At 37.0% G+C, this 21006-nt stretch carries 30 protein-coding genes and 1 tRNA gene; 27 read left to right on the top strand and 4 right to left on the bottom strand.

Annotation, left to right across the window (positions count from 1 at the left end; genetic code table 11):
- The first annotated feature begins 7 nt into the window (after positions 1-7).
- Genes rplC through HCUR_RS04110 form a run of 22 tightly spaced genes read left to right on the top strand, consistent with a single transcriptional unit; the run spans position 8 to position 10896 of the window.
- Positions 8-715 carry a 50S ribosomal protein L3 gene (rplC, locus tag HCUR_RS04215; RefSeq protein ID WP_104206899.1) on the top strand — a complete coding sequence of 236 codons (708 nt, stop codon included), beginning with the start codon at positions 8-10 and terminating at the stop codon, positions 713-715.
- Between the two features lie 2 nt (positions 716-717).
- Positions 718-1356 (top strand): 50S ribosomal protein L4, encoded by a 639-nt coding sequence (gene rplD / locus HCUR_RS04210; RefSeq protein ID WP_104206924.1) that lies wholly within the window; start codon positions 718-720, stop codon positions 1354-1356.
- Positions 1353-1700, top strand: coding sequence for a 50S ribosomal protein L23 (gene rplW / locus HCUR_RS04205; RefSeq protein WP_104206898.1), 348 nt, complete (start codon positions 1353-1355; stop codon positions 1698-1700). The genes rplD and rplW overlap by 4 nt, the downstream gene beginning before the upstream one ends.
- Positions 1697-2545, top strand: a complete 849-nt coding sequence (gene rplB, locus HCUR_RS04200) for a 50S ribosomal protein L2 (RefSeq protein ID WP_104206897.1) — start codon at positions 1697-1699, stop codon at positions 2543-2545. Before rplW ends, rplB begins: the two co-directional genes overlap by 4 nt.
- A gap of 12 nt (positions 2546-2557) precedes the next feature.
- Entirely contained in the window at positions 2558-2833 is a 276-nt protein-coding gene (gene rpsS / locus HCUR_RS04195) for a 30S ribosomal protein S19 (protein WP_104206896.1), read from the top strand.
- A gap of 9 nt (positions 2834-2842) precedes the next feature.
- Positions 2843-3187, top strand: coding sequence for a large ribosomal subunit protein uL22 (locus tag HCUR_RS04190; protein WP_104206895.1), 345 nt, complete (start codon positions 2843-2845; stop codon positions 3185-3187).
- Positions 3188-3874, top strand: coding sequence for a 30S ribosomal protein S3 (gene rpsC, locus HCUR_RS04185; protein ID WP_104206894.1), 687 nt, complete (start codon positions 3188-3190; stop codon positions 3872-3874). It abuts the gene before it with no gap.
- Positions 3875-3880: 6 nt separating this feature from the next.
- Positions 3881-4300 carry a 50S ribosomal protein L16 gene (rplP, locus tag HCUR_RS04180; protein ID WP_104206893.1) on the top strand — a complete coding sequence of 140 codons (420 nt, stop codon included), beginning with the start codon at positions 3881-3883 and terminating at the stop codon, positions 4298-4300.
- 1 nt (position 4301) lies between these two features.
- Entirely contained in the window at positions 4302-4511 is a 210-nt protein-coding gene (rpmC, locus tag HCUR_RS04175; protein WP_104206892.1) for a 50S ribosomal protein L29, read from the top strand.
- A 2-nt stretch (positions 4512-4513) separates the two neighbouring features.
- Entirely contained in the window at positions 4514-4759 is a 246-nt protein-coding gene (gene rpsQ, locus HCUR_RS04170) for a 30S ribosomal protein S17 (protein WP_104206891.1), read from the top strand.
- Positions 4756-5118, top strand: coding sequence for a 50S ribosomal protein L14 (rplN, locus tag HCUR_RS04165; RefSeq protein ID WP_104206890.1), 363 nt, complete (start codon positions 4756-4758; stop codon positions 5116-5118). Before rpsQ ends, rplN begins: the two co-directional genes overlap by 4 nt.
- Positions 5118-5474 (top strand): 50S ribosomal protein L24, encoded by a 357-nt coding sequence (gene rplX, locus HCUR_RS04160; protein ID WP_104206889.1) that lies wholly within the window; start codon positions 5118-5120, stop codon positions 5472-5474. Before rplN ends, rplX begins: the two co-directional genes overlap by 1 nt.
- Positions 5471-5998: a 50S ribosomal protein L5 gene (gene rplE, locus HCUR_RS04155; RefSeq protein ID WP_104206888.1), complete on the top strand. Its 528-nt coding sequence runs from the start codon at positions 5471-5473 to the stop codon at positions 5996-5998. Before rplX ends, rplE begins: the two co-directional genes overlap by 4 nt.
- Before the next feature lie 3 nt (positions 5999-6001).
- The gene (rpsN, locus tag HCUR_RS04150) at positions 6002-6307 is read left to right on the top strand and encodes a 30S ribosomal protein S14 (protein ID WP_104206887.1); all 306 of its coding nucleotides are present in this window, start codon (positions 6002-6004) and stop codon (positions 6305-6307) included.
- 17 nt (positions 6308-6324) lie between these two features.
- Positions 6325-6723, top strand: a complete 399-nt coding sequence (gene rpsH / locus HCUR_RS04145; RefSeq protein WP_104206886.1) for a 30S ribosomal protein S8 — start codon at positions 6325-6327, stop codon at positions 6721-6723.
- Entirely contained in the window at positions 6717-7322 is a 606-nt protein-coding gene (locus tag HCUR_RS04140; RefSeq protein WP_104206885.1) for a 50S ribosomal protein L6, read from the top strand. Before rpsH ends, HCUR_RS04140 begins: the two co-directional genes overlap by 7 nt.
- Positions 7323-7331: 9 nt before the next feature.
- Complete coding sequence (gene rplR / locus HCUR_RS04135; protein ID WP_104206884.1) at positions 7332-7694, top strand: 50S ribosomal protein L18; 363 nt, start codon at positions 7332-7334, stop codon at positions 7692-7694.
- Positions 7695-7710: 16 nt separating this feature from the next.
- Complete coding sequence (gene rpsE / locus HCUR_RS04130; protein ID WP_104206883.1) at positions 7711-8265, top strand: 30S ribosomal protein S5; 555 nt, start codon at positions 7711-7713, stop codon at positions 8263-8265.
- Positions 8262-8441, top strand: coding sequence for a 50S ribosomal protein L30 (gene rpmD / locus HCUR_RS04125; RefSeq protein WP_104206882.1), 180 nt, complete (start codon positions 8262-8264; stop codon positions 8439-8441). Before rpsE ends, rpmD begins: the two co-directional genes overlap by 4 nt.
- Positions 8435-8899 (top strand): 50S ribosomal protein L15, encoded by a 465-nt coding sequence (rplO, locus tag HCUR_RS04120; protein ID WP_104206881.1) that lies wholly within the window; start codon positions 8435-8437, stop codon positions 8897-8899. Before rpmD ends, rplO begins: the two co-directional genes overlap by 7 nt.
- A gap of 16 nt (positions 8900-8915) precedes the next feature.
- Complete coding sequence (secY, locus tag HCUR_RS04115; protein WP_104206880.1) at positions 8916-10241, top strand: preprotein translocase subunit SecY; 1326 nt, start codon at positions 8916-8918, stop codon at positions 10239-10241.
- A gap of 4 nt (positions 10242-10245) precedes the next feature.
- A complete protein-coding gene (locus HCUR_RS04110; RefSeq protein ID WP_104206879.1) occupies positions 10246-10896 on the top strand; it encodes an adenylate kinase family protein in 651 nt (216 codons plus the stop codon).
- A gap of 391 nt (positions 10897-11287) precedes the next feature.
- Here HCUR_RS04110 and HCUR_RS04105 read toward each other — a convergent pair whose 3' ends face one another.
- From HCUR_RS04105 to HCUR_RS04095, 3 genes are all read right to left on the bottom strand, one after another.
- Complete coding sequence (locus tag HCUR_RS04105; protein WP_104206878.1) at positions 11288-12319, bottom strand: hypothetical protein; 1032 nt, start codon at positions 12317-12319, stop codon at positions 11288-11290.
- Positions 12320-12928: 609 nt separating this feature from the next.
- Positions 12929-13942 (bottom strand): V-type ATP synthase subunit I domain-containing protein, encoded by a 1014-nt coding sequence (locus HCUR_RS04100; protein ID WP_104206877.1) that lies wholly within the window; start codon positions 13940-13942, stop codon positions 12929-12931.
- Between the two features lie 292 nt (positions 13943-14234).
- A complete protein-coding gene (locus tag HCUR_RS04095) occupies positions 14235-15479 on the bottom strand; it encodes a V-type ATP synthase subunit I domain-containing protein (protein ID WP_104206876.1) in 1245 nt (414 codons plus the stop codon).
- 360 nt (positions 15480-15839) lie between these two features.
- On the opposite strand from HCUR_RS04095, the gene HCUR_RS08575 reads away from it, so the two are divergent.
- The 5 genes from HCUR_RS08575 (at position 15840) to HCUR_RS04075 (ending at position 20509) form a co-directional block, all read left to right on the top strand.
- Positions 15840-16001: a hypothetical protein gene (locus tag HCUR_RS08575; RefSeq protein WP_165780740.1), complete on the top strand. Its 162-nt coding sequence runs from the start codon at positions 15840-15842 to the stop codon at positions 15999-16001.
- A 684-nt stretch (positions 16002-16685) separates the two neighbouring features.
- Positions 16686-18236 (top strand): F0F1 ATP synthase subunit alpha, encoded by a 1551-nt coding sequence (gene atpA, locus HCUR_RS04090; RefSeq protein ID WP_104206875.1) that lies wholly within the window; start codon positions 16686-16688, stop codon positions 18234-18236.
- Positions 18233-19168: a F0F1 ATP synthase subunit gamma gene (locus HCUR_RS04085; RefSeq protein ID WP_104206874.1), complete on the top strand. Its 936-nt coding sequence runs from the start codon at positions 18233-18235 to the stop codon at positions 19166-19168. Before atpA ends, HCUR_RS04085 begins: the two co-directional genes overlap by 4 nt.
- Positions 19169-19382: 214 nt before the next feature.
- Positions 19383-19577, top strand: coding sequence for a transposase (locus HCUR_RS04080; protein WP_104206873.1), 195 nt, complete (start codon positions 19383-19385; stop codon positions 19575-19577).
- Positions 19578-20437: 860 nt separating this feature from the next.
- Positions 20438-20509, top strand: a tRNA-Val gene (locus tag HCUR_RS04075).
- A 199-nt stretch (positions 20510-20708) separates the two neighbouring features.
- Here HCUR_RS04075 and HCUR_RS09560 read toward each other — a convergent pair.
- A partial coding sequence (locus HCUR_RS09560; RefSeq protein ID WP_243397267.1) for a hypothetical protein occupies positions 20709-21006 on the bottom strand: 298 nt, incomplete at its 5' end.

The following is a 21006-nucleotide window of genomic DNA, read 5'->3' as shown; positions in this document are numbered from 1 at the left end:
TTTTTTTATGAAGCAGCGTGTAGGACTAATAGCTCGTAAAATAGGAATGACTCGGGTTGTAGAAAAAAATAAAATTGTTGCTGCAACAGTGTTGCAAGTAGATTCCTGTGTTGTGAGATGTAGAAAGGAAGGACAGCGCATTTCTCTTCAAATAGGAGCGAAGGCTAAAAAGAAAGTTTCTCGGCCACTTCAAGGGTATTTTCAAAAGCAGGGGGTTCCTTTTTTTAGTAAACTTTGTGAATTCATTGTAAGTGAGGATGGTATTATTCCAGAGGGTTCGGTTTTAAAAGCATCTCACTTTACTCCGGGGCAGTGGGTCGATGTAACTGGAACCTCTATTGGAAAAGGATTTTCTGGGGGTATGAAACGTTGGGGTTTTAGAGGATTGCCTGCAAGTCACGGAACTTCAGTTTCTCATCGTTCTCATGGATCTACTGGACATCGAAAAGATCCTGGTAAAGTGTTTAAAGGTAAAAAAATGGCTGGACATATGGGGTGTGTTACTGTTACTAAGCAAAACTTGAGAGTATTAGAAACCTTAGATGAAGAAAGCTTAATCGTTGTGGCTGGAGCGGTTCCTGGTCCTAAAGGGGCTTGGATAAAGATTCGAGATGCTGTAAAAATTCCTTCTTCAAATGAAGTAATATGGCCTGGAGTGTTTGAATTGAAAATTAACGGTGATGAAAGTGCTGAGTTGGTTGAGGCGAGGGTATGAATATGGATCAAAAAGAGTGTTTTCCAGTATTAGATTGGTATTGGAAGGCTGTAGGGGAAGTAGAGCTTGTTCCGTTCATTTTTCAGCAAACTTTACGCAAGGATATTCTTGCGAGAGTTGTTTTGTGGCAGTTAGCAAAGCGTCGTTCCGGAAATCATAAAACAAAAGGAATTAGCGAGATTTCAGGAACAACACGGAAGCCTTATCGTCAGAAAGGAACTGGAAAAGCACGGCACGGTTCTCGTCGTTCTCCCCAATTTGTAGGGGGAGCAGTTATTTTTGGTCCAGTTGTAAGAAGTCATAGTTATAGTCTGAACAAAAAAGTTAGATCTTTGGGTCTTCGTGTTGCGCTTTCTCTGAAAAAGCAAGAAGGAAATTTGTTTGTTCTAGAAGATCATTCGGTTCCTTTATCATTAAAAACTAAAGATTGTCAAGGGTTTTTTAGAAAGATTGGATCTGACAGTGCTTTATTGATTGCTTCTGATAGTACCTATGCAAACGTTGAAAGAAGTGTTTCAAATTTGCCTTGTTATAATGTTTTACACCAAGATGGGTTGAATGTTTATGATATTTTACGACATAAAAATTTGATTATATCAAAAAGTAGTTTACAGCATATAGAAGAGAGGTTACAGCCATGATACATCGGTTTTGGAATAAAGATCACAAAAAAAAGCTTTCTGAGCCTCAAGTTTTAAGTACTATTTTTTTTGGGGTTGTAACTGAAAAGTCTTTTTTATTAAGTCAACATAAAAATCAATATGTTTTTCGAGTGGCTTTTTGGGCAAACAAAATGCAGATTAAAGAAGCTTTAAAGCGCTTGTTTGACGTTGACGCACTTTCAGTGAATACTCTTATTGTTAAAGGAAAAAATCGAAAATTTAAGGGGCGTCAGGGGGTTACAACCACTTACAAGAAAGCTATTATTAGGCTTTCTGAAGGACAGGCTTTGGATAAAAATTTGAATTTAGGAGGGACACAATGACTTTAAAGCATCATAATCCCACTTCTCCGGGGCGTAGGGGATTAGTCACTATTAACCGATCTGAGCTTTGGAAAGGACGCCCTGAAAAATCTTTAGTTTACTGTAAAAAAAAAACTGGGGGTAGGAATGCTCAAGGACGCGTTACCTGCCGTTCTCGTGGGGGAGGAAGTAAAAAATTGTACAGGGTAGTTGACTTTAGCCGAAACCCTGGTGAAAACAAGGTGTCTGCTTCTCTTATAGAGAGGTTAGAATATGATCCTAACCGGAGTGCTTTTTTGGCGCTACTTTCTCGTAGAAACTCAGATAATTCTTCTTCTTTAAGTTACGTTATTTCCTCTTCTGGTATGAAAGTTGGACAAACTGTATACGCAGGAGAGGGGTGTGAAATTCGAGAAGGAAACGCTCTTCCGTTATCTCGAATTCCTTCGGGAACCTTTGTGTACAACGTGGAGCTAAAAGTTGGAAAAGGAGCTCAAGTCGCTCGTTCAGCAGGAACGTATGCTCAAGTTATGGGAAAAGAGTTAAACTATGTTTTATTACGTCTTCCTTCTGGTGAAGTTCGTAAAATTCACAAAAATTGTTGGGCTACGGTCGGTGTTGTATCTAATGCAGATCACCGAAATATTTGTTTAGCGAAGGCAGGACGTAATAGGTGGTTGGGACGTCGGCCTCATGTTCGTGGTGTTGCCATGAATCCCGTAGATCATCCTTTAGGAGGAGGTGAGGGACGTACCTCTGGGGGAAGGCACCCAGTATCTCCGCAAGGACAAAATGCTAAAGGCTTACGTACCCGTTCTAAGAAGGCTAAATCGTGGAAATTTATTGTCAGTCGTCGTAAAAAATAAAAAGGAGTTGTTGTGACTAGATCAGTTTGGAAAGGACCTTTTGTAGACTTTCATCTTATAAAAAAAGTTGAGAATTTAAAAAAATCTGGGAGAAGTTCTCCGATTAAAACTTGGTCCCGGCGCTCTACTATTTTACCCCAAATGATAGGGGTGACTTTTGCAGTACATAACGGACGTAAGTTTATTCCCGTTTTAGTAACAGAAGCCATGTTGGGTCACAAGCTTGGGGAATTTTCTCCTACGCGTACTTTTTATGGACATTCTGGAGATAAAAAGACAAAACGTTAGGAGAGTTCAATGAATGAAAAAAAGAAAGTGCATGCATGTTGGCGCATGATACGTATTAGTCCACAGAAGTTAGGTCTTGTGATTTCTTGTCTTCGAGGACATCCTCTAAAAAAAGCTATTAGAATATTAGACGGTATGAAAAAATCTATTGCCCCTGATGTGAAAAAATTTTTGCTTTCTGCAAAAGCTAATGCAGTGAACAACTTTCAGTTAGATCCTGATGCTTTATGTATATCAGAGATAACAGTAGGAAAAAATATGGTTTTGCGTCGCCGCCATATTGGTGGAAGAAGCCATTCCGGGGAAATTCGAAAACCTTTTAGTCAGGTGCGTGTTATTTTGGAGGAAAAATAAATGGGACATCGAACAAATCCTATCGGGTTAAGATTAGGAATAAACAGAGGATGGAACGCCCTTTGGTTTGCAGAAAAAAAACAATACTCTTCTTATTTACAAGAGGATCTTGTAATTCGATCTTTTTTTCAAAAAAAACTTTCTAGCGCGGGTGTTTCAAGGATTGTTGTGTCTCGCTTAGATAAAAAGCCTCATGTGACTGTTTACGTCGCGCGTCCTGGTGTGGTGATTGGAAAAAAAGGAGCAGGGATTGACGATTTACTCTCCCAGTTGAAAAAACAACATGACGTTTCTTGCTTTTTTAACATTGTGGAACTTAGAAAGCCAGAGCTTTACGCTCAAGTAGTAGCAGATGATATTGCTCGTCAACTTGAAAAGCGTGCTTCTTATAAAAGAGCAATGAAAAAGTCTGCAGCTTCTGCGTTAAAAATGGGCGGAAAAGGAATTCGTATTAACTGTGGTGGTCGTTTGGGAGGGATTGAGATTGCTCGCACTGAGTGGCATTTAGAAGGAAGACTTCCTTTACATTCTTTTCGAGCCGATATAGACTATGCGTGTAGTGAAGCGCACACAACTTCGGGAGTTTGTGGAGTGAAAGTTTGGATTTACCGAGGAGATGTATTGGAAAAAGGATCTTCTTTAGTGGAACGACGTTTGGGTGAAACGTCTATTAATCGTGTGGGGTAGAAAGCAATGTTGGCACCAAAAAAAACAAAATTTCGGAAAGCTTTTAAAGGAAGAATTCATGGAAATGCAGCTCGTGGGAATACTGTAGCCTTTGGAGAATACGGATTGAAGGCAGAAAGTTCTGGGCGTATTGATTCTCGTCAAATTGAAGCAGCTCGCAAAAGTATGACCCGTTATATGCGTCGTGTTGGTCGTGTTTGGATTCGTTGCTTTCCCAATGTTCCTGTCACTGCTAAACCTGCAGAAGTTCGTATGGGAAGTGGAAAAGGAAGTATTGATCGATATGTTTGTCGGGTGGCTCCGGGGCGTGTGCTTTTTGAAATTAGTAATGTTTCTGAGGATATTGCTCGAGAAGCTATACGGTTGGCAGCTGCTAAACTTCCAATTGGGGGACGTTTTATAAAGCGCTCTAGCCAAGGAGAATAGAATGAAAAGTAAAGAATATTTAAAAACTCTAATAAGTATGTCGCCTCAAGAACTTTCTAATGAGTTTTATGGGCTTTTGAGGCAGCGCGCTGGGTTTTGTTTTACAAAAAAAGATCCTCAAACTAAAGCATTACCCCATCAAATTCGTGTGGTACGTCGAAATATTGCTCGTTTGAAAATGATTATGACTCAACGTCAAAAGGGAAGATAAAAATGGCAAAACGTCAATTTATAGGACAGATTATTAAGAAATCTTCAGATAAAACTGTGATGGTGTTGGTGCACCAGAGGCAGCGACATTCTTTGTATCACAAAGAAATGTTGAAAAGAAAAAAATATATGGCTCATGACGAAAAAAATAACTTTAATATTGGATCTGTGGTAGTTATTGAAGAAAGTCGTCCTCTTTCCAAACGAAAGCATTGGGTTGTTTTAAGAAACGTGGAGAATGTACAATGATTCAAATGCAGACTCGTTTGCAAGTAGCAGATAACTCCGGTGCAAAAATTTTGATGTGTATTAAAGTACTAGGAGGAGCTAAACGACGTGTAGCAAGTGTAGGAGATGTTATTGTTGCTTCCGTTAAAACAGCCGTTCCGGGTGCCAAAGTTGCCCCTGGATCTGTAGTGCGTGCTGTCATCGTTCGCGTAAAAAGTCCAATTACACGATCAGATGGTACCACGATTGTTTTTAGTGAAAATGCTGCGGTTTTATTAAAAAATCAAGATCCTATTGGAACACGTATTTTTGGTCCAGTAAGTAAAGAATTACGAGCAAAATATTCTAAGATAGTTTCTTTAGCTTCTGAGGTGTACTAATGAAGTGTAAAATTAAAAAAGGAGACAGCGTTGTCGTTATTACGGGGCGGGATAAAGGAGCTCGCGGTACTGTTATAGCTATAGACTACGCGCGTCACAGAGTACTTGTGGAAGGCGCAGGTGAGTTCCTTCGTCACACTAAACCTTCTTCTTCGCATCCGGAGGGGGGAATTTTTAAAAAAAACCTTGGGATACATTGGTCAAATATTATGATTATTGACCCAGAATTCAAAGAAAACTCTTATCAATACTGGTCTAGAAATGTTTTGACACGAATCGGGTTTAAGTTTGATGAAAATGGAGAAAAGTTTCGTTATGCTAAGCGGTCTGGAGAAATAATTGGGAGGGTTAGATGAGAATTTTGTATGAAAACAATATAAAACCATCTTTGATAGAAGAATTTTCTTATCAAAATGTTCATCAAGTTCCTCGATTGGAGAAAATTGTTTTGAATGCTTCTTTTGGTAGAAAAATGGGTGATCAATCTTTTTCTGAGTCTGCGGAATTTGCACTTAGTCGAATTTCCGGACAAAAGCCCGTAGTAACACACGCTCGAAAGTCTAATGCAGGATTTAAGATCAGAGAGGGAATGGCTTTGGGATTAAAAGTAACTTTGAGAGGAAAACGCATGTATGATTTCCTTCGTAGGTTTGTATATATTGCGATGCCCCGAATGCGAGATTTTCGTGGAATGAAAACACGTTTTGACGGAAAAGGAAACTATTCTTTGGGAATCAAAGAGCAGCAAATTTTTCCAGAAATTAACTATGATCAAGTGAAAGAAACTTTGGGGTTGCAGATTGTTTTGGTTACAAGCGCGTCTACTGATGTAGAGGGATTAGCTTTATTAAAAAAATTTGGCATACCATTTAGGGAGTAAAGAATGGCTAAAAAAGGTTTAATAGAAAATAATCATCGAAAGAAAAAAATTGTTCAAAGAGATAAGCTAAAGCGTTTTTCTTTAAACAAGTCTATTCATGATAAGAGTCTTTCTTTAGAAGAGCGCTTTAAATACGTTTTAAAGCTTTCTAAGCTTCCGCGTAACGGTAGTGCCGTTCGTATACGAAATCGGTGTATGTTGACAGGTAGGTCTAGAGGAGTATATCGTCTTTTTGCTCTGTCTCGCATAAAATTTAGAGAACTGGCTTTGGCGGGAGATTTGCCAGGTGTAAAGAAGTCAAGTTGGTAAAATAAGGAGAAAATAAAATGGCTTTTACAGATCCTATTGGGGATATGATAACGCGTATTAGAAATGCACAGCAAAGAAAAAAAGAAACAGTTTTGGTTCCAGTTTCTAAACTCAAAAAAGGTGTTCTGGATGTTCTGGTACAAGAAGGATATATTGTGTCCTACTCTGAAATCGGTGACACTGTAAGTCGTGCCATGTTTAAGATACATCTTAAATATTATCGTTCTCGTCCTGTTATTCGGGAAATTAAGCGTGTTTCCAAGCCTAGTGTGCATTTTTATCAGAAATTCAGTGATAAACATCGTGTTGTGGCAGGGTTAGGAAATGCAATATTAACCACTTCCCGTGGGATTATGTCAGACGTGAAGGCTCGAGCATTAGGCGTGGGGGGGAAAATTTTATTAACAGTATGGTAGAAAATATGGTAATCACTAAAAAAGTATTAAAAATTAAAGTTCCTCGTATTGCAAGCGCAGGGATAACGATCCCTCAAGAAGTGAAGTATAGACAAGAATTAGGAATAATTATTTTTTCTCATGGTATAGAGGAAGTTAAAAGATCTATTCCAAGTTATATTGTTGTGACTCATTTAGATAATAAGTTCTGGCTAACGTTATCATCACAAGATTCTTCGATGTTGACAAGGAAAGAACAACGTACTAGAATTAGTGAATTGGGAACTTATTCAAGTTTATTAAAAGCAGATATTGAGGGGTTAGTGAACTCTTTTAGTAAAACTTTAGAACTTGTTGGTGTTGGATACAAAGTAGAGCCTCATGAAAATGGAATCAAGTTGGCCGTAGGGTATAGTCATGATGTGATTTGTAATTTACCTTATGGCGTATTCTTATCTGTGGAGAAACCTACTTTATTTAGACTTTTTTCTTCAAATAAAGTTCTTTTGGGACATACAGTCTCTTCTATTTTAAAAATTCGCCAAGTAGAGCCTTATAAAGGTAAGGGAATTCGTATTCAAGGGCAGTACGTACGCATGAAACAAGGAAAAACAAAGTAAGGGGTCTATATGTTATACAAATCTTCTACAAAAGAAAGGCGAAAGCATCGTGTTCGAGAAAAGTTAAAAAACAGAAAAAATATCCATCGACATCGTCTCTCTGTGTTCCGCTCAGATTCACATATTTATGCCCAGATTATTGATGATGTTGCGCAACATACTGTTGTTAGTGCTTCTTCTCTGGAAAAAGACTATCGGGCTGCTTCTAGAGGTGGCGATTGTAAAGCAGCATATTGGGTGGGAGAAACTATTGCGAAGCGTGCTATGGAAAAAGGACTCAGAGATGTAGTTTTTGACCGAGGCTATTATCAGTTTCATGGTAGGGTTAAATCTTTGGCAGATGCGGCAAGAGCTTGCGGATTAAAGTTTTAGTGGGAGCGTTATTGGAATGAGAGAAAATCTTCAGAAAGAACGGTATTCAAGTAATAAATACAAAGAAAAAGAACTGATGAAAGTTACAGTAAAGGTTTCTCGTGTCTCTAAAGTAGTAAAAGGAGGAAAGCGGTTTAATTTTTCAGCTTTGGTAGTCGTAGGAGACGGAAAAGGCCGCTGTGGTTTTGGCTCTGGTAAAGCCAAGGAGGTGGCTAGTGCTGTTAGAAAAGCTACAGATCAGGCTTCAAAGCATCTTATTCGTGTTCCTTTGAAAGAGGGTAGAACTTTTTTTCATGATGTATTGGGGAAATACGGCGCGGGAGAAGTGTGTATTCGCTCTGCGAAAAAAGGAAAGGGTGTTATTGCAGGAGGAACTATGCGTGCTATTTTTGATGTTATGGGAGTTCAGGATGTTGTATCCAAAACTTTGCGTTCGGGAAACCCCCATAATGTGGTGCGTGCAACCTTTGAAGCTTTTAAGGGGATGGAAACTCCTCGTGTTGTTAGTCGGAAGCGAGATAAAAAATTAGAAGAAATTTATGGGGAATTTTTACAAGGAGTAGAAGCATGAAATACTATCATTGTACGCAGTATCGAAGTTCAATTCGCGTTTCTCATACTCAGAGAAAAGTTTTAAAATCTCTTGGGTTGGGAAAGTTGGGTAATTCTAAAGTATTGCCTGCTTGTCCTTCAGTGTTAGGGATGATTCATAAAGTAGAACATTTAGTTAGGATGAAAATATGTTAAATGACTTAAAAGATTGCCTAGGCGCTAGAAAAGCATCTCGTCGTGTTGGACGAGGCATTGGTTCAGGAAGAGGAAAAACTTCTTCTAGAGGCGGGAAAGGACAGACTGCCCGTTCTGGAGTTAGTATTAAAGGGTTTGAGGGGGGGCAGATGCCTTTATGTCGTCGATTACCTAAAATGGGATTTGTACCCTTTCGAAGATCTCGCTTTTGTTCAGTGAACTTAGATCGCATTCAACAAGCAATAGATTCTGGTTGTTTAGATGTCTCTTTTCCTATAACACTTGATGTTCTTGTTGAAAAGGGATTTTTCAAAAAGAAAGTGTTTCCCCTAAAGATACTAGGACGGGGAACTCTTAGTTATCCTGTCCATATTGTTGCAGACGCTTTTTCATGTCAAGCTCAGTCTAAAATTCATAGCGTTAAGGGAACATGTGTATTAGTTTCTAAAACTCCATAGCATTTATAGGTTAGTTATGTCTAAACATTCGCTTTCTCAGAATATTTTAAACAATTTAAGTCTTGATGCTTTTTTAAAAGCTTCTGATTTACATCGAAGAATTTTTTTTACGCTCTGGATTTTTATTATTTATCGCTTGGGTACTTATATTCCTGTACCCGGGATTGATCCGGTGGGGATGCGTGTTCTGGCGGGAGATTATACTTCTCAGGGAATATTGAAGATGTTTAACATCGTTTCGGGTGGTGCTTTGGAACGAATGAGTATTTTTGCTCTTAACTTGGGACCTTACATCTCTTCCAGTATCATTATTCAACTTATGACTGTGGTGTTTCCTCATTTTACTACCCTTAAAAAAGAAGGGGAAGCAGGAAGAAGAAAGCTCAGTCAGTACACGCGCTATGGAACCATTGGCTTGGCTACAGTTCAAGCTGCAGGTTTAGCTTCTTTGTTAAGCTCGATTCCAGGTTTAGTACTAGATCCGGGATTGTTTTTTCATTTTAGTACAATAACTACTATTGTTGGTGCTACTCTTTTTTTAATGTGGTTAGGGGAACAAATTACTGCACGAGGCATTGGAAATGGTTCTTCTATGTTGATTTATGCCGGAATTATTGCTAGCTTACCTCAAAGTTTATTTCAAGTTTTAGAATTGGGCCGTACAGGCGGAATTACGTTTTTTGAAGTGATTTTGGGTGTTTTGGGTTTAGGATGTTTTGTATATTTTATTACTTTTATGGAGAAAGCTTACTATAAAGTTGGGGTGCAGTACTCTCGTCGTCCCGAGGTAGGTTCTCAACATCATATTGAACGTCCTTACATTCCTTTGAAACTAAATCCTACGGGAGTTCTTCCGCCAATTTTTGCTATGGCACTGTTGGGACTTTTTTATACCTTGGCTAATCTTAAAATTATGGACCACTTTTGGATTATTGGCCCTTTACTCAAGTTGTTATTTGTACACCCTGTCGTTTCTATTTTTGTACGCGTAGGGCTTATTATCTTTTTTTCCTTTTTTTACACAACTATTGTTTTTAATCCTGAGGAAAAAGCGAAGGAGCTTATGAATAGCCATATCTCAGTGCATCCTTTACGTCCGGGGGTAATGACAGCAAATTATTTTACTTACTTATTAAATCGATTGACGGTGGTGGGTTCTGTTTATATTGCATCTGTTGTAGTCCTTCCCGATGTTTTAAGTAAATTGTTCTATATATCTTTTCCCATTGCAGGAACGAGTGTTTTGATTGCAGTGAGTGTCACTCTTGAAACTACATCTCAGTTTTTTTCCTACGTTGTTTCCCACCAATATAGTCGTTTATTTAAAAAACAAAAGAGATAAAATAATGAAAAAAGGTCTTGTATTGTTTGGAGCCCCAGGTTCTGGAAAGGGGACTCAGAGCACCTTACTTTCGGAAAAATTAAATATTCCTTTAATCTCTATGGGACAATTTTTAAGAGCTGAGGTTATGCAAAAAACTTCTTTGGGTCAAAAGATTGAAAATATATTAAAGCGGGGAGAATACTTAAGTACTGAGGACGTGATAGAAGTTTTAAAAGAACAACTTTTTAAGTACGAGAGTAATTGGATTATATTGGATGGAGTGCCCCGATCATTTGAGCAAGCTGAAGCGGTAGAAAAATATTCTGTATCCGGTTTGCTGCGTATAGAAATCGTTATTTTATTGAAAATTTCTCCAGAAAAAGTTTTAGAACGTATTCGAAAGCGCTCCTCATGTGTGCGCTGTCAAAAAGATTATTGTCAGATGATTGATGTGTGCACTGTATGTGGTGCTAGAGAATTCGTGAAACGTTCTGATGACGAGGAATCAGTTGTTTTGAAGCGTCTTCAAGTATTTGACAAAAGTATGAAAGATATTTTAGATTTTTATTACGAGACAAAACGTTTGCATATAATTCAAGCAGATCAGTCTGTTGAACATGTGTATGCAGATATTTTAAAATTTATTTTTCCTCTAATGAATTCTTTTGTTTAATTCCTTATAGTCCGTAGGAAAATTTCGGTTTTTTATTCATGGTTAATACTTACTACGGACAAAATTCTTTTTATTTCTTACGTTTCTAGTCTACCTTTCTTTTTTAGATTGTCAGTTTTTGATTGATGAGACAAAGTAGCTCTTATAAAAAATGAGTAAATAACGTACAATGGTTTAGATTTAAAACTAGAGCTGTTAAATTGCAAGTAAAACAACTCATCGGGAGGTTAATCAAATAATTAGACCAGGTGTTCACCGCGGCATTAGGCTAGCGTGGAAGATTATTGTTCTACGGTTTGACTCAGGTAAGAAAAGACTTGACACATAAGTCGAGTTTCAAGGAAGGTTAAGCTTTAAATGTTTTGTTTTTTACATTTTGAATGTTCTCGTTTTACTTGGAGACACGGAGGATTGATTCTTTAAATTTTTCGTTTTTTATATTCTGAATGTTCTCCTTTGCCTCGAAACAAGGACGATTGAATACTTCTTCTGTCCCCTCTTTTGAGGAGGTGGCATAATAGTTCATTTTTTTGACTATTTCTTCCAATTCTGATTTTTTTGTCTTATATTGCTTTTCTATTTGTTTAAACTCATCCTTCAATTTTTGCTGTTGTCCTGGGTTTTTCTTTATCTTAGCCTGTAGTTCAGTCTCCGCCTTAACATTTACTTTTTTTCCTAAATCGTTCACTTCTTTTTCCAAAGCCTTACGTTGAGGATCAAGTTTATAAAATTCGTCCATCATTCTTTCTTTTTTACTTTTCTTACAGTGTGTTGAAATCTCCTTTAATAGAAGATTTTTTTTCTTATCAGGAATGGCCCCCTTTTTAACTGCCTCATTAACTTTTTTTTGTAATTCTTTAGGTAACAGAGCATTTTCTATCTTCGTTTTCACTTCTTCTTTTAATCTCTCCAACTGCTTTTTTTCATTACTATAAAGCGTTTCCGGATTTGGTAACTCTGGTTTAAGCTCTTCTAGTTCCTTTATTGTATCCAAATAATACTTATTTTGTTTTATCAACGTGTCTTCTTCTAGCCTTCTAAACTCCTCTAATTTTTTTTGATATGTCTCTGATAATTGACGGAAATTATTTTCTAGTTTCTTTTTTTGTTTTGGGTTTTTATTGATTGTTTCCTCTAATTTCTGCTGACCTGACGAACCTACTTTTTCTTGCAAATCCTTAAGTTCTATATCCAATTTCTGATATTGTTCATAAATTTTTGAATTTTTTAGAAAGATTTTGTCGGATTCGTACTCTTTTTTAAGATCCTGTAACAGCTTCTCTTTTTTCTCAGGAGAAAGAGCCTCCTTGTTTTTACGCATCTCCTCAATGCGGTGTTCCAGCTCTTCAGGGAATATAGCTTCTGCGTCGTTATGGATTGTCAAGAGTAAAAATAATATATAATATACATTTTTTTTAAACATTTTTATCCTTTAAAGTTCAATTTACAAAAACAATTATAATAAAAAAATAATAAAAAAAGTATGAAGTATTTAGGGGGCGTCTAGAGACTTAGACCTTGGGGGTAGTGCGGTCTGTTTAAACAGAGTTTCTTCTCTGGAGGATCGTGTTCCATTAGAATCCTCATCCCACCACAAAGGGTTTTTTACACTTTAAAAAACCCAAGTGCTATAGAAAATCATTATAATTCTTACCCCATTGATATTCTTTGTTAATAAGCCTATCGTACTCCCTTATTTTTATGTAGAAATAAATTTTTTAATATATGCTGCTACTGTTCCTGTTTTCTTTTCGGCTGATTTTCTTGGGGGGCTGTTAGTGCTTTAATTGATTTTATAATTTCTAAACAGGGGCTATAATATTGATTATTTTCTATAGCTTCTTTGTTGGACGCAATATACTGTTCCAATTTATTTATTGTTCATAAGAGTCAGATTTTTTCATTAGATACATAATAAGCTTTGCAATTCCATATTTTTAACACTATCAAAATATTTAATCATATTTTTTATTCATGATAGATTATACTCTAAATTTTACTGAATATTAATTTTTTTGTTAATAATTTATTATTACACATTTTGTATATCGTTAATCGCCTTCGTTGCTTGAACACAAGCTTCACTCATTGAATTCTTTTCATTTATTGCTCCTGCCTGTGGATAAACCTTATAATAGTTCATTTCCCGGACTATTGTTTCCAATTTAGATTTTTTTTCGTTATATTGCGTTTCTATTTTCAAAAACTCATTTTCCAGTTCCTCCGCTTGTTGTTTGTTTTTCTCTTTCTTAGCCAGTAGCTTATTATAAGCTTTTACATTTACTTTTTTTCCTAAATCGTTCACTTCTTTTTCCAAAGCCTTACGTTGAGGATCGAGTTTATTATATTCGTCCATTATTTTTTCTTCTAATTTCCTATTACAGTGTGTTGAAATCTCCCTTAATAGCAGATTTTTTTTCTTATCAGGAATGGTCCTCTTTTGAACTACCGCATCAACCTGTTTTTGTAATTCTTTAGGTAACGGGGCTTGTTTTATCTTGTCTTCTAATATCTTTGGTAATTCAGCTAACTGTTCTTGTCCCTTAATCTTGAGAGGGGCCGTATCTGATTCTTCCTTTTGTAATTCTGGCTTTGGTACGCTTGGGGGAATTTGTAGCAAAAGTTTTTTTATATTGTGGACATGACCCACACAATTCTCATAGTGTGTATATCTTTCCATAGGGTCTTGATTATCTTTACTCGCAAGAAAAATTTTTAGTTCTATTTCTATTTCGTTAAGCTTTTTTTTTGTGTTTTCATCGTTGGAACTCTTTAATTCTTGAGACAATTTATTCCTTTCATTCTGTAGTTCAGAAAGTTTACCAAGAATGATTTTGTCGTTTTTTAAGTCTCTTATTTCTTTTTCTTGATTGCAATGTTCTTGAAGATCCTTTAACAGCGCCTCTATTTCATTAGTAGAACGAGTATTTGTGTTTTTCTCGATCTCCGCAATGCGTTTTTTCAATTTTTCAGTTAACTCAGCTTTTGCGTCGCTATGGATTGCCAAGAGTAAAAATAATATATAATATACATTTTTTTGAAACATTTTTATCCTTTAAAGTTCAATTTACAAAAACAATTATAATAAAAAATAATAAAAAAATAATAAAAAAAGGATGGAGTATTTAGGGGGCGTCTAGAGACTTAGATCTTGGGGATAGTGCGGTATGGTTAAACAGAGTTTCTTCTCTGGAGGACAGTGTTCCGTCAAAACGCTCATCACACCACAAAGGGTTTCTTACACTGTAGAAAACCCAAGTGATATAGCAAAGCATCAATTATGATTTTTACTCCATTGATACTCTTTGTGAATAAGCCTATCTTATTTTAGCGCTCTCTTATTTTGGTTTAGACATAAGGTTTTTAATATATGCCGCCACTGTTCCTGTTTTCTTTTTCGGCTGATTTTCTTGGGGGGCTGGTAGTGATTCAATTGATTTTATAATTTCTAAGCAGGGGGCATAACCTTGATGATTTTCTATAGCCTCTTTGTTGGACTCAATATACTGTTCCAATTTTTGCTTTGTTTCTCGTAACGCGTCATTCCTCTTTCCTAGCGCATCAAAAGCAGCCCATAGCTTTTTCGTTTCTTTTGGTTTTTCTCTAATTTGCATATTTATTTTGGCAACAGCATCCTGGTTCAATTTTTCTTTTAATTCCTCTAGTTCGCGGTTTATTTCCGTAATTTTAGATGAATTTTTGTGATATTCTTCCATTATTTTTTTATTTTCTTTTTTACTACACTCCGTTTTAAGATCGTTTAAGAGGCGTTTTTTTTCCTCAGGAGTAATGCCTTTTGAGCGGGCTTTATTAACACGTATTCCCAGTGGCTCCGATAAGACGTGATGTTGTCCGAGGGAAGTCGATAAGTCCTCTTTAACCTTCTGATCTTTTACGGAGAGATTGGATCTTTCAGAGGCTGTTGATGATGAGGTGCTATTCTTACGATTCAATGTTTCATCAGAGTAAAAATTAGAATTCTGGACATTGTCGAAGTCTTCTAAATCTTTCAACTCTTCTTCTGTTAAATCGTCTAATTCATTAAGTTTTTTTAAATTACTGACAACCTTTGTAACTTTTTCATCAACGCGCTTTGTTTTCTCTTCTTGTATTGCTGAAGAATGAAGCTTTTCCATTTCTGAGAGTACTGTATCAATTTCAGTAGATATCTCAGCAGGTATCTTTTGACCCGAAAGAGGAGGGGGAAGCATAAGGTTACGAAGCTGTGTTAGCATTGGTTCTTTTTGTTGATCAGAAATTTTTTTGTTTTGAAGTAATTTATTAAATCTTTTCTTTTGCTCCTCAGTAAAAAAGTACTCGGTAGCAGTCTTTACGGTTTCTATATGCAAATCGTGTATCAGCTTTTCTTTTTCCGTACTAGAAAGAGGCAAGCTCTGATTGCTGACCTGCTGTTCAGTTTGAGTCCGTTGAGCGAGCAACCTTTGTTTTACTTCCTGAGGGATTGGAAAGTTCTTGTGTCCAAGGAGAACATGAAAGGAGTTGTTCAGTTCATCAAATGATACGGCCTCTGCGATGCCGTGAATTGCTCCCATTAAAAATAACACAGATATTTTTTTAAACATGTTTAATTTTTGAACTATAATTTACAAAAGTAATTATAATAGAATAATAATAAAAAAATCTTTATTTTTCTAGGGTGAATATAAGAACCTTTCTTCACAATTTGAGATCAATAGATTAAAAAATATGGGGTAGCAGGAAAAAAAATTACCTCCTATTCAAGTGATTTAACTCTTAATTGAAGGTTATTTTAGAATGGGACAATTATGGAAAAAACTGAAAGGATACCCCAAAACTGTTGATGCGTGCCGTATTTATGGGATAAAACCGGGATTCCAATGGAATTTCTTGCAAAAAATACCCGCCCTGAAAAACAGTCTATAGTTTTTATAAAAGTGCTAGAAAAAATGATATAAGATCTTGTGAAACTTAGTCCTATGAAATTCGGGCGTCATGCCGACCCCAATTATAGTCTAGTCGATTTTCAAAGTGTAAAAATAACGGATAAAGCTGAAAAATATGGCATTGATGGGCTAATATTCATGATACTGCTGGAGGCTGTTCTGTGTTTTAAGAAGCGTTAAGACACTATCCAACGCTTAAGAGTGTTTGCGCGAATGCCGATTATCAAAAACCAATGGAAGAATACGTTAAAATCTCCTGAAGAACACACGTGAGATATTGGTTTTCTGATCCAAGGGTGGCTATTTTGGAAAAAAGACGGGGTGTGGAGCGCGCATTTTGTTGACTTAATCACTTACCAAAACGCTCCAAAGATTATGCAAGTTCTATCTTGGTGGAGAAGAATCATAGTATCCATTGTACACTTTATGCTACTAATTAGAAGACTTTCACAATTGTGAGGGGAAGGGAGGGGTAAGTTATGTTTTAGGCTCGCACTTAGGATCTGTAAAGAGCAAAAAAATTATTCCATAATCTATGTCCAGTAAAAATTATCATAGAATTTACGGTGTGCATCCTCTAGCGTCTTTTATAAAATTTTGCTATAATAAAAACTAGTTTTATTTCAAAAGCTTAGATAAGTTTAGCAAAGGTGTTTTATGGACTAAAAACCTTTTTTTAATAGTTATTTTCTCGAAGGTAATTTTTAGTGCGTGCGTATATTACCTTAAAACAAACAACAAATCACTGTTACGTAGAATCTTTAACGTTTCTCAAAAATAACGTTTTCTAGGAGAAAAGTTTAGTTTAATTATTAAGTATAATGCTTTTTATTAAAATAAAAATTAAAACAAAAAGGACGCTCTATGAAATCTTCAAAATTACACCCTTCTGAGTTTTCTACACTTATTAAACAGTATATTCTCTCTCAGGAGGATTCTTCTTTTTCCACCCAAGATGCTCAGGTAGGATTTGTATTAAGTGTGGGAGACGGAGTGGCTACCGTTTGGGGGCTTGATCATGTGCAGGCTGGAGAAAAAGTAGAATTTAGTGATGGTACTCAGGGCATGGCAATGAATCTCAACGAAGATACAGTGGGAATTGTGATTTTTGGAGATGCCCAAAATATACAACAGGGAGACGTTGTAAAGCGCACAGAACAGCTGATGAAAACCGCTGTAGGGCCTGGAGTATTGGGTCGTGTAGTCAATGGATTAGGAGAACCTATTGATGGAAAAGGACCCCTAAAAAATCCGGAATACAGTCTGATTGAACGTCCTGCGCCCCCAGTGATTGCCCGTAAAAGCGTATTCGAACCTTTGGCTACAGGAATCAAAGTTATTGATGCCCTTATACCCATTGGACGAGGACAACGAGAGCTTATTATTGGAGATCGTCAAATTGGCAAAACTACTATTGCTATTGATACAATTTTGAATCAAAAGCAATTTAACGACGCGCATCCTCACTGTCCTGTAATCTGCGTTTATGTAGCCATTGGACAAAAATGTTCCACTGTGGCTCAAATCGTTAAAACTTTAGAAGAACACGACGCGCTAAAATACAGCGTTGTTTTGTGTGCTAACGCCTCCCAATCTGCTTCTCTTCAATTTTTAGCACCCTATACAGGCTGCGCCATGGCAGAATATTTTAGAGACCGGGGGCAACATGCGCTCATCGTCTATGATGACTTGGTAAAACATGCTGTGGCATATCGGGAAATGGCGTTGTTGTTGCGCCGTCCTCCGGGTCGAGAAGCTTATCCAGGAGATATATTTTATCTTCATTCTCGATTATTAGAACGGGCGGCAAAATTAAATGATGATTTGGGGGGAGGGTCTTTAACAGCGCTTCCTATCGTGGAAACTCAAGGAGGAGACGTATCTGCCTACATTCCTACCAACATTATTTCTATTACTGATGGACAATTAGTGCTGGAAGCGGATTTATTTTATAAAGGTCTTCGTCCTGCCATCAATGTAGGGCTTTCTGTGAGTCGTGTAGGATCTGCCGCTCAAACCAGAGCCATTAAACATGTATCCAGTGCTGTAAAGTTAGAAATTGCTCAGTACAAAGAATTAGAGGCGTTTGCTCAGTTCGCTTCGGACCTTGATAGTGCAACGAAGCATACATTAGAGCGTGGTCAACGAGTCGTAGAAACCTTAAAGCAGCCTCAGAATTCTCCCTGCTCTCTTGCCCAGGAAGTGATTAGTTTGTACGCCGTAACTCAAGCATACTTAGATGATCTTCCCGTTTCTCAGGTTTTGGCGTTTTTATCTTTTTTATGGGAAACATTAAATGAGACTGCTTCGGTATGGGTTCAGGAAATAGAAGTCACTACGGAATTTTCCCAAGCTGCTCAAGAAGCAGTTTCCAAGTGTATTCAACAATGTAAGGAAAATTTTGTTCCAGTATGATGACGCTAAAAGAATTACGCACAAAGCGTAAAAGTGTTGCGGGGATTGAGCAGTTGACAAAAGCACTCAAGGTGGTGTCTCAAACCAAGCTTCTGAAAGCACAGCACCAATGGCATCGTGCCCAAAAAGAGTTTAACACTACAGCCCATCGTTTAGAGCAGCTACACTATTTTCATTTTCTTAAAACATCGTTGAGAGAGCCTAGAGATACTGCTTTCCAGCTGTTTCCTAACAGCGCTTCCTCTAAAGAGCCCCGACATTTGATTGTTTTGGCATCGGACCGAGGGTTTTGTGGAGGGTTTAATACAAAAATCCAGAAAGCAGTATGGGAATGTTTGCAGGAAATGCCCCAATTAGATCAAGTGAGTATTATTGGAAAAAAAATAGCGCCTTTAGTACAACGCAACGCCTTCCAATACCCTCACATTCGTTTTGAATACTTGTACAATATACAAAATTTTGCTCAGAAAGAAGCTGTAGAATGGTTGGAGGGAGTATATCAGTCTGCGCCTTACGCTTCTTTGAAGGGGTGCTATATTTTGTATATGCACTATATTAATGCACTTTCTCAACAGGTTATTTGGGTCCCTTTAGGCTTTAGCGATCCAAGAAAGAAAAATCCCGTTTCTTCTCTTCCTTCGCTTGATAAAAGTATTGGAGAGTATTTTGATTATACCCTTCCGTTACTTTCACCCAATCCTGCTGCAGTATTAAAGGCTTGGGAGAAAATGTGCTTTTTTAAACACTTCTTATCGCTTCTTCAGGAACACTTAGTTAGTGAGCATAGTGCTCGTATGATTGCTATGGAAAAAGCTGGAGATAATGCTACAGAGCTTCTTTTGTCTCTTCAAAAGCAGTATAATTACTTAAGACAAAATAAGATTACTAAAGAGTTAGTGGAAATCACCGCAGCGCTTGAATCTATGGAATAGTGGTCGGCACTTTCTGGTCGTAGTAGCGATGAAGCATTAGGTTTTTTAAGTAGATGGTGCGCTTTCAGAAGAACTTTTTTAAATTTTTTAGTGGTACAGTATACGGATCTTGCTGGTTTAGGATGCATGTTTTCTCACTTTCCCTGAAATACTCTTTTTTATTCTAGCGTAGAATGTGTCGACATTTACAATTAACTTGTTGTAAGATTAAGGTGTGTACTTACACCAGGATATAAGATTACAAGGGGCACAAGACGACCAATGGGAAGAAATAAAAGAAAGTTTGCCTGGGAAAAAAAGGGATTCAGGACGTACTGGCACCGATAACCGGAAATTTATCAATGCCGTAATTTGGATTTCCCCCAAAGGTGCACAGTGGCGTGCCTTGTCAGAATCTTACGGGAAATAGTCGAGGGTTCACAAACGGTTTATAAGATGCTCCAAAGCCAGTTGTAGTAAATAATCTTCAATACCCTTGCAGCAGATACTGATACGAAATGGATCATGCTTGATTCTACAAATGATTCGCGCCCATCAACACACCGCAGGTGCCAGAAAAAAATAGAGTTAATGCAAGAAAGATTGAATGTCGTGGACGTGACATTGTTCCGTCGTTTTTACGATGGTTAACAACACAGTACACTATAGCGATTGAGAATGAGTCCATTGTAAAAAATTCTGAACGCCGCTATGAAGGGTACTTCCCTCCAGGATTTTTCCTTGAGTAATAGTAATTAACTGATTTTTGAAAAGTTTTGAACGGACTCGATAACAACGTTTTCACTTCTTTTTAAAAATTCAGATACGGGTCTGTTCCTAGTATCTCTCAGTTTTCCCTTTCTGATCCAAAATAGAATTTATTGCGCTAGAATTCACGTATTGCAGTGCTGTAATTGGTGTAAAATTTTTTAATATGAAAGAGCAGTTTTGAAAAGATGACTTTTCAGTTCGGGATGTTCTTATGATTTTGGTGGTATCAAGAGGATTAAACTTATGGCTAGAACGTTGATTAAATGCTTTTAAAGTGTCTCTGCCGAAACATAAAAGCGTTTATACTTCTTGCGTTTAATACCTATTTTTTAGTATAACATGGTTTGCGCTAAAGTTTTCTAGACTTTTTTTAAATAATTTTTCTTTTTGATGTGAGGATATTTTTTAAAAAAATTCTAAAAATTCTAAAAATTATAAAAAATAAAGAGTTCCACGCTATCTTCCAAATTTTAGGACTTTACTTTTAAAAATATAATAGGTAATATTTACTTCAGAGAAAGGCGATTAACTCAGCGGTAGAGTGTCTCGTTTACACCGAGAAAGTCGGCGGTTCGAATCCGTCATCGCCTAGTTTCTCTAAGCACTTTCTATTAACGCAATAAAAATCTTTTTTCCAATAACCAGATCAATGAGTGTTTAAAAAACCCAATCTGATATATTGTACATACGCAATCAAAAACATGATTATTTAGATGTAAGTAGGTTCATTTGATATAGATGACTGATACTACACGATTTACAGGCATAAAGAGTGTGTCGACATTTATAATTAAGATGTTGTAAGATTAAGGCGTTTAGTTACAAGCGGAGATAAGATTTCAAGGGATACAAGACGACCAATAGGAAGGAATAAAAGAAAGTTTTCCTGAGAAAGAAGGGGATTCAGAACGTACTGGCAATCGATAACCGGAAATGTATCAATGCCATGATGTGGATTGCTCGCAAGGGTGCAGCGTGGCGTGTATTGCCAGAATCTTACGAAAAATGGTCGAGGGTTCACAAACGGTTGATAAGATGGTCCAAAGCCAGTGTGTAGAAAATGATCTTCAATACCTTTGCAGCAGATA

Source organism: Holospora curviuscula (assembly GCF_002930195.1).
Classification (GTDB): domain Bacteria; phylum Pseudomonadota; class Alphaproteobacteria; order Holosporales; family Holosporaceae; genus Holospora; species Holospora curviuscula.
The sequence above is the reverse complement of the archived record's forward strand: the minus strand, read 5'-3'. Positions and strand labels throughout refer to the sequence as shown.

Bases quoted from the DNA above. Each gene is read 5' to 3' on its own strand.
- rplC (WP_104206899.1), top strand. From the start codon at position 8: ATGAAGCAGCGTGTAGGACTAATAGCTCGTAAAATAGGAATGACTCGG.
- rplD (WP_104206924.1), top strand. From the start codon at position 718: ATGGATCAAAAAGAGTGTTTTCCAGTATTAGATTGGTATTGGAAGGCT.
- rplW (WP_104206898.1), top strand. From the start codon at position 1,353: ATGATACATCGGTTTTGGAATAAAGATCACAAAAAAAAGCTTTCTGAG.
- rplB (WP_104206897.1), top strand. From the start codon at position 1,697: ATGACTTTAAAGCATCATAATCCCACTTCTCCGGGGCGTAGGGGATTA.
- HCUR_RS04190 (WP_104206895.1), top strand. From the start codon at position 2,843: ATGAATGAAAAAAAGAAAGTGCATGCATGTTGGCGCATGATACGTATT.
- rpsC (WP_104206894.1), top strand. From the start codon at position 3,188: ATGGGACATCGAACAAATCCTATCGGGTTAAGATTAGGAATAAACAGA.
- rplP (WP_104206893.1), top strand. From the start codon at position 3,881: ATGTTGGCACCAAAAAAAACAAAATTTCGGAAAGCTTTTAAAGGAAGA.
- rpmC (WP_104206892.1), top strand. From the start codon at position 4,302: ATGAAAAGTAAAGAATATTTAAAAACTCTAATAAGTATGTCGCCTCAA.
- rpsQ (WP_104206891.1), top strand. From the start codon at position 4,514: ATGGCAAAACGTCAATTTATAGGACAGATTATTAAGAAATCTTCAGAT.
- rplN (WP_104206890.1), top strand. From the start codon at position 4,756: ATGATTCAAATGCAGACTCGTTTGCAAGTAGCAGATAACTCCGGTGCA.
- rplX (WP_104206889.1), top strand. From the start codon at position 5,118: ATGAAGTGTAAAATTAAAAAAGGAGACAGCGTTGTCGTTATTACGGGG.
- rplE (WP_104206888.1), top strand. From the start codon at position 5,471: ATGAGAATTTTGTATGAAAACAATATAAAACCATCTTTGATAGAAGAA.
- rpsN (WP_104206887.1), top strand. From the start codon at position 6,002: ATGGCTAAAAAAGGTTTAATAGAAAATAATCATCGAAAGAAAAAAATT.
- rpsH (WP_104206886.1), top strand. From the start codon at position 6,325: ATGGCTTTTACAGATCCTATTGGGGATATGATAACGCGTATTAGAAAT.
- HCUR_RS04140 (WP_104206885.1), top strand. From the start codon at position 6,717: ATGGTAGAAAATATGGTAATCACTAAAAAAGTATTAAAAATTAAAGTT.
- rplR (WP_104206884.1), top strand. From the start codon at position 7,332: ATGTTATACAAATCTTCTACAAAAGAAAGGCGAAAGCATCGTGTTCGA.
- rpsE (WP_104206883.1), top strand. From the start codon at position 7,711: ATGAGAGAAAATCTTCAGAAAGAACGGTATTCAAGTAATAAATACAAA.
- rpmD (WP_104206882.1), top strand. From the start codon at position 8,262: ATGAAATACTATCATTGTACGCAGTATCGAAGTTCAATTCGCGTTTCT.
- rplO (WP_104206881.1), top strand. From the start codon at position 8,435: ATGTTAAATGACTTAAAAGATTGCCTAGGCGCTAGAAAAGCATCTCGT.
- secY (WP_104206880.1), top strand. From the start codon at position 8,916: ATGTCTAAACATTCGCTTTCTCAGAATATTTTAAACAATTTAAGTCTT.
- HCUR_RS04110 (WP_104206879.1), top strand. From the start codon at position 10,246: ATGAAAAAAGGTCTTGTATTGTTTGGAGCCCCAGGTTCTGGAAAGGGG.
- HCUR_RS04105 (WP_104206878.1), bottom strand. From the start codon at position 12,319: ATGTTTAAAAAAAATGTATATTATATATTATTTTTACTCTTGACAATC.
- HCUR_RS04100 (WP_104206877.1), bottom strand. From the start codon at position 13,942: ATGTTTCAAAAAAATGTATATTATATATTATTTTTACTCTTGGCAATC.
- HCUR_RS04095 (WP_104206876.1), bottom strand. From the start codon at position 15,479: ATGTTTAAAAAAATATCTGTGTTATTTTTAATGGGAGCAATTCACGGC.
- atpA (WP_104206875.1), top strand. From the start codon at position 16,686: ATGAAATCTTCAAAATTACACCCTTCTGAGTTTTCTACACTTATTAAA.
- HCUR_RS04085 (WP_104206874.1), top strand. From the start codon at position 18,233: ATGATGACGCTAAAAGAATTACGCACAAAGCGTAAAAGTGTTGCGGGG.